We start from the raw sequence: 14,024 nt of genomic DNA, 5'->3' as shown, positions 1-14,024 counted from the left end.
CTCGAAACCTCCCCTGCGGGGGCCGCTGTTCGGCTAGGTTCGATCACGTCGTCAATGTCGTGAGCTCGGGGGCAGCGGGATGTCGGATCTGGTCAGGATGCCGTTGGAGAACGGCGGCGAACTGCTCATCGAATCGACCGACGGGCAGGGCTCGATCCCGGTCGGCGGTGGCGGCAAGGTCGTGCAGGCCTCCGAGACCGTGCAGAAGGCGATGGGAAACATCCGGTCCGCCGCCGAAGCGGTGCTCGGCGAACTCCGCGCGATGGAGCAGCCGCCGTCGAAGGTGAACGTGCAGTTCGGCATCAAGGTGACCGGGGAGGCGAGCCTCGCGGTCGCGAAGTCCTCCGGTGAGGCCAACTTCAACGTGACCATCGAGTGGAACGACGTCAAGCCGGAGAAGTGATTCCCGATCGGAGATCCTGGACGAGGACGGCTGCGCCGCCGAGCTCGGCCCTCCGGAACCGCGCGGGTGCCGTGCCATGAGCGAACGTCCTGACCCGGCCGCGGCCGAACCGCTGGCCGCGTCGCTGGTCCGCCTCGTCTGCGGCGGGCGGTTGCTCGGCACCGGTTTCACGCTGCCCGGCGGCCTGATCGCCACGTGCGCGCACGTCATCGCGGGGTTCGACGAGGTGCGGGCGCAGTTCCCGCTGCTCGGCTCCGACGGTTGCGCGGTGGACGTGGTCGAGCGCGACGACGTCGAGGACGTCGCGATCCTGGAACTGCTCGCCCCACCGGAGCGGGCACGGCCCACCCCCGTCCGGCTGGACTGCGACGTGCGCGACCACCGGTTCCGCGTGCTCGGGTTCACCGACGCCGAACCGGACGGCGTCTGGGTGTCCGGTTCCCTCGCGGGAACGCAGGGCCGGGGTCGCGTCCAGATGCGGGTGGATCCCGATCACGAGCGCATCGTGCGCGGGTTCAGCGGATCCCCGGTGTGGGACGAGGAGCTGGGCGGCGTCGTCGGGATGGTCGTCACCCGGTCCGGGACGACCGCGACGACGGCGCACCTGGTGCCGCTGTCGTCCTTCGGCAGGTGGCCCGCCGACGCGCCCAACCCGTACCTCGGGCTGGCGCCGTTCGGGCCGGAGGACGCCGCGCGCTTCCACGGCCGGGACGAAGCGGTCGAGGAGCTGCTGGGCCGCCTCACCTCGCGGGACCTGGTCGCCGTCGTGGGGCCCTCCGGAAGCGGGAAGTCGTCGCTGGTCCGAGCCGGTCTGCTGCCCCGGCTCGCGCGGCAGGGCGTCGCGGTCGCCGAGCTGCGCCCCGGTGACCCGCTCGGCTCCGTCCCGGTCTCCGACGGCGAAGCGGTGCTGTTCCTGGACCAGTTCGAGGAGTCGGTCATCGCCGACCCCGACGCCGCCCGCGAGCGGCTGGCGCAGGTCATCGCCCGGATCGACGCGGCACCGGGCGGTCGGCTGCGGGTGGTGCTGACGTTGCGCTCGCGGTCCCTGGACGCCCTGATCGGGCCCGGCACCCGCGAGAAGCTCAACGACGCGGTGTGGCTGCTGGACCCGATGGACCGCGACGACCTCCGCGCGGCGATCGTGCGTCCAGCGGAGGACGGCGGGCTCGCGTTCGAAGCCGGGTTGGTGGACGCCGTCCTGCACGACTGCCCGCCGGGGCACGGCGCGCTCCCGCTGCTGTCCGAAGCGTTGAAGCAGCTGTGGGACCGCCGGTGCGGCCGCTGGCTCACCCACGCCGCGTACCAGGAGCTCGGAGGACTTCCCGGAGCGTTGCGCAAGCACGCCGACGCCGCGCTCGCCGCCTTCGGCCCGGCGGAGGCGGCGCGCGCCGAGCGGCTGCTGATCAGCCTGACCCGGCCCGACGGCGACGGCGGCCACACGCGCCGCCGCGCGGACCTCGACGAACTCGGCGACGACCTCCGGTCCGTCGCCGACCGGCTCGCCGCGGCACGGCTCGTCGTCATCCGGGAAGGGCAGGTGGAACTGCCGCACCAGGCCCTGATCGACCACTGGCCGAGGCTGCGCGAACGGCTCGACGAGGACGCCGTCTTCCTCGCCTGGCTGGCGAGGCTGGACGACCTGCGCGACTCCGGCGGCCAGCTCAGCGGCGCTCCGCTCGCCGAAGCGGCGCAGTGGCGGCGCAGGCGCCCCGACGACGTTCCCCCGCCGCAACGGGAGTTCATCGCCCGCAGCGAGGACGCGCAGCGCCGGTCCCAACGCCGCTGGCGCACCATCACCGCGATCTCGGTGGCCCTCGCGCTCGTCGCCGTCCTGCTCACCGGCGCCGTCGGGAAGTTCGCCGGCGACGTCGACGAGCAGCTGCGCACCAGCAACGCCCGCCTGCTCGCACAGGCCGCCGAGCGGGCCGCCGAGGTCGACCCGCGTCAGGCGCTGCAACTGGTCCTGGCGGCATATCGGGAGAAACCGGACAGCGACGAGGCTTATGCCGCCCTGTTCGAGCAACGCCTGCACTGGGACGGGGTGCACCGGGTCCTCGGCCCCGGCCTGATCCCGGACGCCGACGTCTCGCAGCTGCAGGCGAGCTCCGACGGCGGTGTCGTGCTGGCGCACCACTCCGATCCGGCCGCGCCCCCGACGTTGTGGTCGGGCCTCGCCGGACCGCACCCCCGGCACCGCGACCTCCCGGTCGATCCGGTCGTGTCCCCCGCGGGCCAGGTGGGGCTCAGCCCGGACGGCCGGATGCTGATCGTGTTCGAAAGCGGACCGAACAGGGGCGTCCGGCTCCTCGACCTGACGGATGAGGACCGGCCGATTCCGCTGGTGGCGCAGGACGAATCGGTCCTGAACGACGCGAACGCCGCCGATTTCAGCTGGAACAGCCGGTTCCTCGCGCTCTACTCGCGCACAGCGCGGCAGCCGGTGCACGTGTGGGATCTGGTGACCGGGCAGGAGGTCCCCAACCGGATCGCGCTCGATCCCGGCACCCCGCTGACGGCGGTGCACCCGTCGTCGGACGGGAAGTCGCTGATCACCGAGCGCAGCGGCGGCGCAGGCCCGGACATCGTGGAGCGCCTAGACCTGGCTTCCGGCGCGATCCTCCGCACCCACCCGCCCGAATCCTCGGACGTGCTCGCGGGAAACGGGACGGTGCTGGCGCGGTGCGCGGATACCGCGGTGCAGGTCGTCGACCTGCGCACCGATCGCGTCACCGAGCTGCCCGGCACCCCGTGCAGCGGCCTCCACACCGACCTCACCGGTCAGTACGTGCTGTCCGACGTCCCGTACCGGAACACGCAGGCGATCATCCACTGGCCGACCGGGCTCCGGACGTTCGCGGGCGCCTTCGACGTCGACACGGACGTGGAAGAACTACCGGCTCTGGTGCCTGGCGACGACGGGGAGCTGACGTCCGTGCACCAGCGCGACGGCGCGGTGGAAGCGAGCGCTGTTCCCACCGTCACCGAGCAGGTGCGCGGCGAGTCGTTCGCGGCGTCCGAGGACGGGCGGCGGTGGCTCACGGCGCGCGACGCCGGTGTTCCCGGCAGCGCGGAGCTGACCTTGCACGACGCGGACGGCACCGTGCTCGCGACGGCGGCCGTCCCCGATCCGGACGGCACCTTCCTCTCCGCGTTCACCGCGACGTTCGACGCGACCGGTGAGCACCTCGCGGTCGCGCACGAGTCGACGCTGCGCTTCTACCGCACCTCCGATCTCGTCTTGGAGGGCGAACGGACGCTGCCGACCCCGCCGGGTCACGATCCTTCGGAGCGCAGCGAGGACACCCGGAACATCTCGGTGGCGCGGGCGGCGGACGGCGAGTTCGTGGTCGGCAGCGCGGGAATGCTGTCGTCCTGGGACTTCCGGACGAAGGACCGGGCGGCACCGCCCGTCGTGCTGGGGCAGGCGGACGCGCGAGGACGGTTGCCGAAGGACCCCCAGGTCACCGCCCGCCCCGGACACCCCGGCGAGCTGCTGGTGGCGCTCGACGGGCGGCTGCTGCTGTGGGACGTCGCGTCCCGCAAGCCGCTGCACGAGTTCCCGCTGGACGGCTCCGGTGCCACCGTGCGAGCGGTCGTGTCCCAGGACGGTTCGACCGCCGCCGTCACCGGGGGCTACCCGAGCCGGATCACGCTCGTCGACCTCGACGAGCGGGTGGTGCTCCCGAAGATCAACGCGGACACCGGCGACGCCCTCGGCTTCTCCGGGGACCACCTGTTCACCGAAGACGATTCCGAGGGCCTGCAGATCTGGAACTGGAAGGAGCGCCGGCTCGCGGGGACCGTCGCGTCGAACGCGACCGGAACGGACGTTCCCGCGATCGAAGGTGGCGTGTTCTTCGCCGACTCGACGCCGTCGCGGCGGAGTCCGATCCCGTTGGATCCGGACCGGTGGTTCCACGACCTGTGCCGACTCGGCGACCGCGACTTCACCGAACCGGAGACCTCCGTCCTGCGCCAACTCGACGTGACCACCGAACGCCCCTGCGACTGACCACCCGCCATTGATCTTGGCTTTTCCCGTGAGCAACGTCCGTGGCCGTTGTCCTGTCAACGGCGAAGCCGCTGTACAGCGACCAGCTTGCGCAAAACGACCACCCGCGGGTTCTCAACGGCTTCCACGCGAGGACAGCGATTTCGCCGTGTACCGGGCATACATCAGAAATCGCGGCCACACCAGGAAAACAGGCAGCGAAGAAGCCGCCGACCACCTGTCTTTGATCCAGCCGCTCCGAGCGAGCGACATTCCTCATCCTTCTCCTGTCAGCGGCGGAGCCGCTGAGCAGTGACCAGCTTGAGCAAGAAGACCACCGGCGGGTTCTCAGCGGCTTCCTCGCGAGGACAGCGATTTCGCTGTGTATGGCAAACATGAGAAATCGATCCCGCAGCGAGGAAGCCGCTGAGGTTCCGCTGAGCGACCCACTACTCAAGCCAAGGCCAAACCAGCGGTTCGTCAGTCGACGGTGATCAGGTACTTGCCGCGCACTCCCCCGGCTTCCAGCGCCCGGTGCGCCGCCGCCGTCTCCTCCAGCGGGAAGCGCGCGTCCACGGCGGGACGCAGGTTCCCCGCCGCCACCTCGCGGGCGAGGTCGTCGAACAGCGCCCGCGTCGGATTACCGCTGAAGAAGCGCACTCGCCCGCGCCCGTGCACGGCGCTGGCGGCGATGGAGCCGAGCGACGCGGCGGGCCGCGCCAGGTCGAAGGCGATGGTCACCATGCGCCCGCCCGGCACCAGCAGCCCCCGGAAGGCGCGCAGGTCCGTGCCCGCGGTGTCGAGGACCACGTCGAACCGGCCCAGGTCCCGCGGTGCGGCGCTGCGGTGGTCGATGGCGTGCTGAGCGCCGAGCTCGCGGACGAAGTCCAGGTTGGCCGCGCGCGCCAGGCCCGTGACCTCGGCGCCCCAGGCCCGTCCAAGCTGGACGGCGGCGTTGCCGACGCCGCCCGCCGCACCGCGGACGAGCAGTCGTTCGCCGGGGCGCAGCCCCGCCTTGTCGCGCAGTGCCGTGATGGCCGTGGTCGCCACCGGCAGCGCGGCGGCGTCCACCAGGTCCACGCCCTCCGGGATGTGGCCGAGCCGGTCGGCCCGCACCGCCACGTACTCGGCCGCGCTGCCGAAGCCGGTGCGCGGCAGCACGCCCCAGACCCGGTCGCCGACCGCGACGCCCGTCGCACCGGTGCCGAGCGCGGCGACCTCACCGGTGAAGTCCAGGCCGATGCGCTGCGGGAACCTCCTCCCGGTGAGGAGGCGGACGCGGCCGGCGCGGGCCGCGAGTTCGCCGCCGTTGACGCTGAACGCGCGCACCCGCACGAGCACTTCGCCGCGCTGCGGTTCGGGGCGCGGCACCCGGCCCGCGTACAGCACTTCGGGGCCGCCGTAGCGGTCGAAGAGCACGGCTCTCATCGTGCGGTCGTCCATCGTCGCCACCTTCGCAGGAGCACGGCCGGTATCGAGGCCGAGCGTAGGCTGCGAAGTGGACGGCACCGTCCGTTTCAGCCGGAGGTGAGAGACAGTGGTGGCGGAATCTTCTCGGATACCGGACGACGAGGGGCTGCGGGCCGACGCCCGCCGCAACCGGGAACGCATCCTCGTCGCGGCCCGCGCGGTGTTCGCCGAGCACGGGATCGAGGCACCGATGGCGACCGTGGCCCGGCGGGCCGGAGTGGGCGTGGCGACGCTGTACCGCCGCTTCCCCGCTCGCGACGACCTGGTGCGCGCCGCGTTCGCGCGGCAGCTGGAGACCTGCGGGCAGGCGCTCACCGAGGCCGTCGCCGACCCCGACCCCTGGCGGGGCTTCCGGCGGCTGGTCGAGACGGCCTGCGAGCTGCAGCGGGAGGAACGGGGGTTCTCGGCCGCGTTCGCGACCGCCTTCCCCGGCAGCACCGCGGACCACGCGCGCCGCGCCGAACGGGAGCTCAAGGCCCTGATCCGCAGGGCCCAGGCCGCGGGCGCGCTGCGCGCCGACTTCCACCCCTCCGATCTCGGTGTGGCCCTGCTGGCGCACTGCGGCCTGGTCGCCGCCCTGCCGCACGACAGGGCGGCGTCCCGGCGCCTGGTGGCGTACCTGCTCCAGTCCTTCCGCGCCGAAGCGGCGCGGGAAGTCCTGCCACCGCCCAGCGATCTGCCGCTGCGCAACCTCCCGCTCACAGCCGACCGGCCCCCGGCGCGGCCCTGATCCGCGGCTGTTCAGTAGCCGCGCGCGACCCACTCCTCGAAGTGGGGTTTGACGGCGCCGATCGTCGTGCTCTCGCCGTGCCCGGGGCGCACCCGAGTCCGGTCCGGCAGCACCAGCAATCGCTCCCGGATCGACTTCGTGATCGTCCTGAAGTCGGAGAAGGACCGCCCGGTCGCACCGGGCCCGCCCGCGAACAGCGTGTCCCCGGTGAACACTGTGCCGAGGTCGGGGCAGTAGAAGCACACCGACCCCGGCGAATGGCCCGGCGTGTGCACGACCTGCAGCACCGCCCGCCCCACGGCGATCTGCCGCCGGTCCGCCAACCCGTCGTCCGGCATCCGCTCCGGGTGGGTCAACCGCCACAGCGGCAGGTCGTGGGGGTGCAGGTGCAGCGGGGCGCCGACGGCGTCGGCGAACTCGGGCGCGAGCCGGACGTGGTCGTCGTGGGCGTGGGTGGCCAGCACGGCGCGCACCTTCCGCCCCGCCACCAGGTCCCGGATCGCGTCCAGGTCGTGCGGAACGTCGATCACGACGCACTCGTGCTCGTCCCCGACGACCCAGGCGTTGTTGGTCACCTCGTGGACTTCTCCGTCGAGGGAGAACTTCCCCGTCGTCGTACCGTGATCGATGCGAACGGCCATCTTGATCCCTTCCAGGTCGTCCTGTTCACCCTCGTCCGGCGTTCGGCGTCAGAACGTGACCACCGAGCGCAGGACCTCGCCGCGGTGCATCTTCTCGAACGCCGCCTCGACGTCGTCGAGCGCGATCTCCTCGGTGACGAACTTCTCCAGCGGCAGCCTGCCCTGCTGGTAGAGCTCCGCCAGCATCGGGAAGTCCCGCTCCGGCAGGCAATCCCCGTACCAGCTCGACTTGAGCGATCCGCCGCGCGCGAACACGTCCAGCAGCGGCAGTTCGAGCCGCATGTCCGGCGACGGCACGCCGACCAGCACCACCGTGCCCGCGAGGTCGCGCGCGTAGAAGGCCTGGGTGTAGGTCTGGGGCACGCCGACGGCGTCGACGACGAGGTCCGCGCCGTTGCCGCCGGTCAACTCGCGGATGGCCTCGACCGTGTCGGCTTCGGCAGCGTTGACGGTGTGGGTGGCGCCGAATTCGCGCGCCCACTCCAGCTTCGCCGGGTCCTTGTCCACCGCGATGATCCTGCGAGCCCCCGCCATGTCGGCTCCGGCGATGGCACCGTTGCCGACGCCGCCGCACCCGATGACGGCGACCGAGTCGCCGGGCGCCGCGCCGCCGGTGTTGACGGCGGCACCGATGCCGGCCATGACACCGCAGCCCAGCAGCCCGACCACCGCGGGCCGTGCCGCCGGATCCACCTTCGTGCACTGTCCTGAGTGGACCAGCGTGCGCTCGGCGAAGCCACCGATCCCCAGCGCGGGCGAGAGCGGCGTGCCGTCGTCGAGGGTCATCGACTGCGCCGCGTTGTGGGTGTCGAAGCAGTACTGCGGACGGCCGCGCCGGCACGCCCGGCACACCCCGCAGACCGCCCGCCAGTTCAGCACGACGAAATCTCCCGGTGCCACGTTGCCCACGCCGTCGCCGACCGAGTCGACGACGCCCGCGACCTCGTGGCCGAGCAGGAACGGGAATTCGTCGTTGATGCCGCCTTCGCGGTAGTGCAGGTCGGTGTGGCAGACCCCGCACGCCTGCACGCGCACGACGACCTCGCCCGGTCCCGGGTCGGGAACATGAATCGTGGTGACCTCGACCGGCTTGCCTCGTCCGGTCGCCACCACGCCACGCACTGCGGTCACTGGCGAAACTCCCATTCCGTGTGGGGATGTGTTGACGGTCTTCGCGAACCGAGAACGATCTCGTCGTTCCAGGCAAGCGGCGTTCGTCGTCGTTGTCTTGTCAGCGGCGAAGCCGCTGAGCAGTGACCGGCTTGAGCAGGCCGACCACTCGCGGGTTCTCAGCGGTTTCCTCGCGAGGACGGCTTTTTCCCTCGTGGCGGAGCCACTCGGGAAAAAGCTGTGACACCCGGCCAGGGGCGCAGCGAGGAAACCGCTGAGGTTCCGCCACCCGACCCACCGAGCAAGCCGGGAACAAATCCTCAGTTCGCGTATTCGGCTGACGCGTCGATCAGCCAGTCGGCGACGTAGCGGGCGAACGAGGAGCGCACCAGCAACCAGAAGCTCGGCTGCTCGGCGTCCCGGCACACCAGGACCACGCCCGCCCGTGCCAGCAAGGTCTGCGCACAGCGGTCCGCCCCGAACACGCGGGGATGCAGGTCGATCGCGCACCCCTTGTTGAGGACCTCGCGCGCCTTCGGACCCGAGACCTCCAGGATCGTGCGGTTGGCCGACAGGTCCACCACCGCTCCGTGCTCGTCCCCCAGCGCGGCGAAGAGGATGTCCTGAATGGACTCCGCGGTCCCCTCGCGGCCCACCAGCAGCCACTCGTCGGGGCCCAGCCACAGCGCCAGCAGCTCCCCGGCCCGCACGGTGGTGCCCGGCAGGTTCGGCGGCATCGCGCCGATCGCGGTGCCGATGCGTTCGGCCGCGACCCCCTTGGGGTCCACCCGGAGCCCGACTTGGGCGAGGAAGGGGATTTCGGTGATCCGCACGGCACCGGGCACCGAGTGCCGGTCCAGCAGGTCCGCGCGGGAGGTCAACGGGGAATCGCCGTAGGGCTCAGCCATCGCGGCGTGCTCCTTCCTTGTCGTAGAAGACGGGTTCGGTCACTTCGAGCGCCACGAGCCGACCGCCGATCGGGCTGTAGACGGTGTCCCCGATGCGGTCCCGCCCGCCCTTGAGCAGGGCCAGCGAGAACCCCTTGCCGAGCACGGCGCTGCGGTAGCTGGACGTGACGTGCCCGAGCATCGGCACCGGCGGCGCGGGCAGCACCTGGGTCTCCACCAGCTGGGCGCCTTCCGGGACGACCAGGATGTCGTCGTGCGGCAGCAGCCCGACGAGCTGCTTGCGGTCGGCGCGGACGGTGTCGGCGCGGCTGAACGACCGCTTGCCGAGGAAGTCCGGCTTCTTCTTCGACACCGCCCAGCTCATCCCGAGGTCGTGCGGCGTCACCGTCCCGTCGGTGTCCTGGCCGACGATGGGGAAGCCCTTCTCGGCGCGCAGCACGTGCATCGTCTCGGTGCCGTACGGGGTGATGTCGAACGGCTCCCCCACGTCGTAGAGCGCCTCCCACACCTCGCGGCCGTACCAGCGCGGCACGTTGATCTCGAAGGCCAGTTCGCCGGAGAAGCTGATCCGGCACACCCGCGCGCGCCGCCCCGCGACGATGCCGTCCTGCCAGGACATGAACGGGAAGTTCTCGTTGTCCAGGTCGAGGTCCGCGGCCACCCGGCGCAGCACCTCGCGCGAGCGCGGACCGGCCAGCGCGATCGTGGCCCAGTGCTCGGTGACCGAGGTCAGGTGCACCCGCAGGTGCGTCCACTCCGTCTGGAGCCAGTCCTCCAGCCAGTCCAGCACCCCGGCGGCGCCGCCGGAGGTGGTGCTGATCAGGTACCGCTGCTCGCCGGTGCGCATCACGGTGCCGTCGTCGAAGACCATGCCGTCGGCGGTGCACATCAGCCCGTAGCGGATGCGGCCGAGCTTGAGCGTGCTCATCTTGTTCGTGTAGACGAGGTCGAGGAACTCCGCCGCGTCCGGGCCCTGCACGTCGATCTTGCCGAGCGTGGAGACGTCCTGCATCCCCACTCCGGACCGGACCGCGTGGCACTCCCGCAGGACGGCGGTGTCCATCTTCTCGCCGGGCAGCGGGTAGTACCAGGGCCGCTTCCACTGGCCGACGTTCTCGAACGGGGCGCTGTGCTCGACGTGCCAGTCGTGCATGGCGGTGACGCGAACCGGGTCGTAGAGGTCGCCGCGGTCCCGGCCGGCCAGCGCGGCGAAGGCCACCGGCGCGTAGGGGGCGCGGAACGTCGTGTTCCCGACCGAGGCGAAGTCCCGCCCGAGCAGTTCGGCGATGATCCCGGTGGAGTTCGTCCCGGAGGTCTTGCCCTGGTCGTGGGCGGTGCCGATCGTCGTGTAGCGCTTGATGTGCTCGACCGATTCCATCCCGGCGCCGATGGCCTTGCGGATGTCGGCGACCGTGACGTCCCGCGCGAGGTCCACGAACTGGCTGGTGCCCGCGGAGTCCGCGGGGCTCGGCAGCAACCACGCGGTGCGCCCCTGCGGCGCGGGGAGGTTCTGCGCGGTGGGCAGCGGCCCGAGCTCCGCGTCGTACCCGGCGGCGCGGGTCGCGGCCAGCCCGGCCTCGGCGCCGGAGCGCAGGCACTCGGCGGTGGTGAACGCGCCGGTCGCGGCACCCGCCGAGCGGACTCCGCCGTCGATGTCACCGGGCACGAGGGCGCCGATGTCCTCGGCGTAGCGTAGCGCGCCGCGTCCCTGCGAGTGCAGGTGCACGGCGGGGTTCCAGCCCCCGGAGACCAGCAGCAGGTCGCAGCCCACGACCTGGCGGACGCTCATCATCGCGTCGGTGCGCAGGTTCGCGAGGTGCACGCTGGTGATCCGGTCGGTCCCGGAGGTCCCGGCGACGGTGGCACCGGCCCGGATGGTGATCCCGCGCTCCACGCACAGCGAAGCCCAGTACGCCGGAGCGACCTCGCGCACGTCCACGATGGCGGCGACGTCGGCCCCGGCGTCGTGCAGGTCGATCGCCGCCGCGTACGCGCTGTCGTGGGTGGTGAACACGACCGCGCGCCGCCCCGGCAGCACCCCGTACCGGTGCAGGTAGGTGCGGGCGGCTCCGGCGAGCATCGTGCCCGGCCGGTCGTTGCCCGCGAACACCGGCGGCCGTTCGTGCGCGCCCGTCGCCAGGACCACCTGCCGGGCGCGGATGCGCCAGATCCGCTGCCGGGTGTGCGCCTGGTCGCCCCGGTGCTCGACGGCCACGAAGTAGTTGTCCTCGTAGTGGCCGAACACCGACGTCCGCGTCAGCAGCCGGACGTCCTGGCAGGAGCGGAGTTCCGCGACCGCTCGCGAGACCCAGTCGGTGGCCGGGGCCCGGTCGAGCTGCTCACCGGTGCCGAGCAGGCCGCCGCCGAACTCGGCGTCCGCGTCGGCCAGGACGACCCGCGCCCCGCTGCGGGCCGCGGTCAGCGCGGCGGCGAGACCGGCGGGCCCGCCGCCGACGACCAGCACTTCGCAGTGGGCGTGCATCGCGTCGTAGCGCGCCGGATCCGGTTCGGTCGCGAGGCGTCCCTGGCCGGGCAGGCCGGTGGCTTCGAGCCCGTCGCGCAGCTCGACCGTCGTCGCCGTCAACATCGGCTCCGGGAACGGCCGCTCCACCTGCACCAGCGCGTTCGGCTCTTCGGGACCCGCTGCCATGATGCCGCGCGGGCGCCCCAGCTTGATGCTGGTCGAGACCTGGTGAACCCCGTTTGCCAGCAACGCCGAGGCGAGCGTGTCGCCTTCGTAGCCCTGGAGTTCCCGGCCGTCGAACCGGAACCGGACGGGGCGCCCGCGGTCGATGCGACCGCCCTCGGCGAGCCTGAACTCGTTGCTCATCTCGTCACCGCCCCTGCTTCGCTCGCGTCGTCGTCGACGTGGATCTCGTTGGTCACCGTGTTGCGTCGGAGCGTGAACCAGCGCCGGCACCCCGCCTGGTGCGACCAGCGCTCCGCGAGCACGCCCTTCGGGTTGTCGCGGTAGAACAGGAAGTGCGCCCAGTCCACATCGGACACGGAGTCCGGATCCTCGGGATAGCTCACATCGGCCTGGCCGCCGTAGTGGAACTCGATCTCATTGCGCGGCCCGCACCAAGGGCAGGGAATCAGCAGCACGGCGAACTCCTCAGACTGCGTTTGATCTCATTGTGCGTACGGGGTCGGGTAGCGGAACCTCAGCGGCCTTCTCGCTGCGGGATCCATTTCTCAAGTAGCTCCCTACTCCGCGAAATGGCTGTCCTCGCGAGAAGGCCGCTGAGAACCCGCCGGTGCTCCGGCTGCGTACGTGGTCACTGCTCAGCGGCTCCGCCGCTGACAAGACAACGACAACCGAAAAGCTGCTTCACGTCGATCCATTCGCGATCCGTAGGAGGGAGTCCGACCTCAAGCGAGCAAACCGCCCGAAAGAGCTCTCAGTGCGCGACGCCTGCTGCTCCGTGTTCGTCCACGAGGGCTCCGGTGGTGAAGCGGTCGAGGCCGAACGGGGCGTTGAGCGGGTGCGGCTCGTCGTGGGCGATGGTGTGCGCGTAGCACCAGCCGACGCCCGGTGTGGCCTTGAATCCTCCGGTGCCCCAACCGCAATTGACGTAGAGGCCGTCGAACGGGGTCAGGCCCATGATCGCGGAGGCGTCCGGGGTCACGTCGACGACGCCCGCCCAGGTGCGCAGCACGTGCGCGCGGGAGAACATCGGGAACAGCTCCACAGCGGCCGTCATCTCGCGTTCGATGGTGTGGAACGCGCCCCGCTGGCCGTAGGAGTTGTAGGAGTCGATGCCCGCGCCGAGGACGAGTTCTCCCTTGTGCGCCTGGCTGACGTAGACGTGCACCGCGTTCGACATGACCACCGTCGGGTGCACCGGCTCCAGGAGTTCGGAGACCAGCGCCTGCAACGGGTGGCTCTGGATCGGCAACCGGAGTCCGAGCTCGTCGGCGAGCACCGAGGTCTGCCCGGCCGCCGCCAGCGCGACCTTGCCCGCGCGGATCGCGCCGCGCGTCGTGGTCACCCCGACGACCCGGTCCCCGACCCGCTCGAACCCGGTCACCTGGCAGTTCTGCACCAGGTCCACGCCCATCCGGTCGAGTTCGCGGGCGAACCCCCAGGCGACGTGGTCGTGCTTGGCGATGCCCGCCCGCGGCTGCCACGTCGCCCCCATCACGGGGTAGCGCAGGTCCTCCGAGGTGTTCAGGATCGGGCAGATCTCCGCCACCTGCGCGGGATCCAGCCATTCCGCGTCGACGCCGTTGAGCTTGTTCGCCTCGACCCGCCGCACGCTGTCGCGCACCTCTTGCAGCGAGTGCGCCAGGTTCAGCACGCCGCGCTGCGAGAACAGCAGCGGGTAGTCCAGCGCCTCTTCCAGCCCTTCCCACAGCTTCAGGGAGTGCTCGTAGAGCCCGGCGCTCTCGTCCCACAGGTAGTTCGACCGGATGATCGTGGTGTTGCGTGCCATGTTCCCGCCCGCGAGCCACCCGCCTTCGAGCACGGCGACGTTGGTGATCCCGTGGTTGACCGCGAGGTAGTAGGCGGTCGCGAGGCCGTGCCCGCCGCCACCGACGATCACCACGTCGTAGGACTTCTTCGGTTCCGGGGAGTGCCAGAGCCAGTCCGGGTGCTCCGGCAGCTCGGCGCCCGGCGTGCGCGGCGTCATCAGAGCCCTCCGTTCAAAGCCGGGTAGAGCGGGTGTTTTTTGGCGAGTGTTTCGACGCGGTTGCGGAGTTGGGTGGTGGTGTCGGGGGTGAGGGTGGGTTGGAGTGCGTGGGCGATGATGTCGGCGACTTCGGTGAA

At 71.5% G+C, this 14,024-nt stretch carries 10 protein-coding genes; 3 read left to right on the top strand and 7 right to left on the bottom strand.

Features of this window, described 5'->3' with window-relative positions; genetic code table 11:
- The first annotated feature begins 79 nt into the window (after positions 1–79).
- The gene (locus tag ACWD38_RS24995) at positions 80–403 is read left to right on the top strand and encodes a CU044_2847 family protein (RefSeq protein ID WP_450125026.1); all 324 of its coding nucleotides are present in this window, start codon (positions 80–82) and stop codon (positions 401–403) included.
- Positions 404–479: 76 nt separating this feature from the next.
- On the top strand, positions 480–4,415 hold the full coding sequence (locus tag ACWD38_RS24990; protein WP_450125025.1) for an nSTAND1 domain-containing NTPase: 3,936 nt from the start codon (positions 480–482) through the stop codon (positions 4,413–4,415).
- Between the two features lie 459 nt (positions 4,416–4,874).
- On the opposite strand, the gene ACWD38_RS24985 is transcribed toward ACWD38_RS24990, so the two are convergent.
- On the bottom strand, positions 4,875–5,837 hold the full coding sequence (locus ACWD38_RS24985) for an NAD(P)-dependent alcohol dehydrogenase (RefSeq protein WP_184478736.1): 963 nt from the start codon (positions 5,835–5,837) through the stop codon (positions 4,875–4,877).
- Positions 5,838–5,934: 97 nt separating this feature from the next.
- On the opposite strand from ACWD38_RS24985, the gene ACWD38_RS24980 reads away from it, so the two are divergent.
- Positions 5,935–6,594 carry a TetR family transcriptional regulator gene (locus tag ACWD38_RS24980; protein WP_184478735.1) on the top strand — a complete coding sequence of 220 codons (660 nt, stop codon included), beginning with the start codon at positions 5,935–5,937 and terminating at the stop codon, positions 6,592–6,594.
- A gap of 11 nt (positions 6,595–6,605) precedes the next feature.
- Here ACWD38_RS24980 and ACWD38_RS24975 read toward each other — a convergent pair whose 3' ends face one another.
- The 6 genes from ACWD38_RS24975 to ACWD38_RS24950 form a co-directional block, all read right to left on the bottom strand.
- Positions 6,606–7,235, bottom strand: coding sequence for an MBL fold metallo-hydrolase (locus ACWD38_RS24975; RefSeq protein WP_184478734.1), 630 nt, complete (start codon positions 7,233–7,235; stop codon positions 6,606–6,608).
- 48 nt (positions 7,236–7,283) lie between these two features.
- Entirely contained in the window at positions 7,284–8,366 is a 1,083-nt protein-coding gene (locus ACWD38_RS24970; protein ID WP_450125024.1) for an S-(hydroxymethyl)mycothiol dehydrogenase, read from the bottom strand.
- A 299-nt stretch (positions 8,367–8,665) separates the two neighbouring features.
- Positions 8,666–9,253 (bottom strand): sarcosine oxidase subunit gamma, encoded by a 588-nt coding sequence (locus ACWD38_RS24965; protein ID WP_450125023.1) that lies wholly within the window; start codon positions 9,251–9,253, stop codon positions 8,666–8,668.
- Entirely contained in the window at positions 9,246–12,083 is a 2,838-nt protein-coding gene (locus ACWD38_RS24960) for a 2Fe-2S iron-sulfur cluster-binding protein (RefSeq protein ID WP_450125022.1), read from the bottom strand. The genes ACWD38_RS24965 and ACWD38_RS24960 overlap by 8 nt, the downstream gene beginning before the upstream one ends.
- Positions 12,080–12,358 (bottom strand): sarcosine oxidase subunit delta family protein, encoded by a 279-nt coding sequence (locus ACWD38_RS24955; RefSeq protein WP_184478730.1) that lies wholly within the window; start codon positions 12,356–12,358, stop codon positions 12,080–12,082. The genes ACWD38_RS24960 and ACWD38_RS24955 overlap by 4 nt, the downstream gene beginning before the upstream one ends.
- Before the next feature lie 296 nt (positions 12,359–12,654).
- Positions 12,655–13,887 (bottom strand): sarcosine oxidase subunit beta family protein, encoded by a 1,233-nt coding sequence (locus tag ACWD38_RS24950; protein WP_184478729.1) that lies wholly within the window; start codon positions 13,885–13,887, stop codon positions 12,655–12,657.
- Between the last annotated feature and the right edge of the window lie 137 nt (positions 13,888–14,024).

It is taken from the genome of Saccharopolyspora sp. NPDC002578 (assembly GCF_053592695.1).
This window is presented reverse-complemented; position numbering and strand designations above follow the sequence as displayed.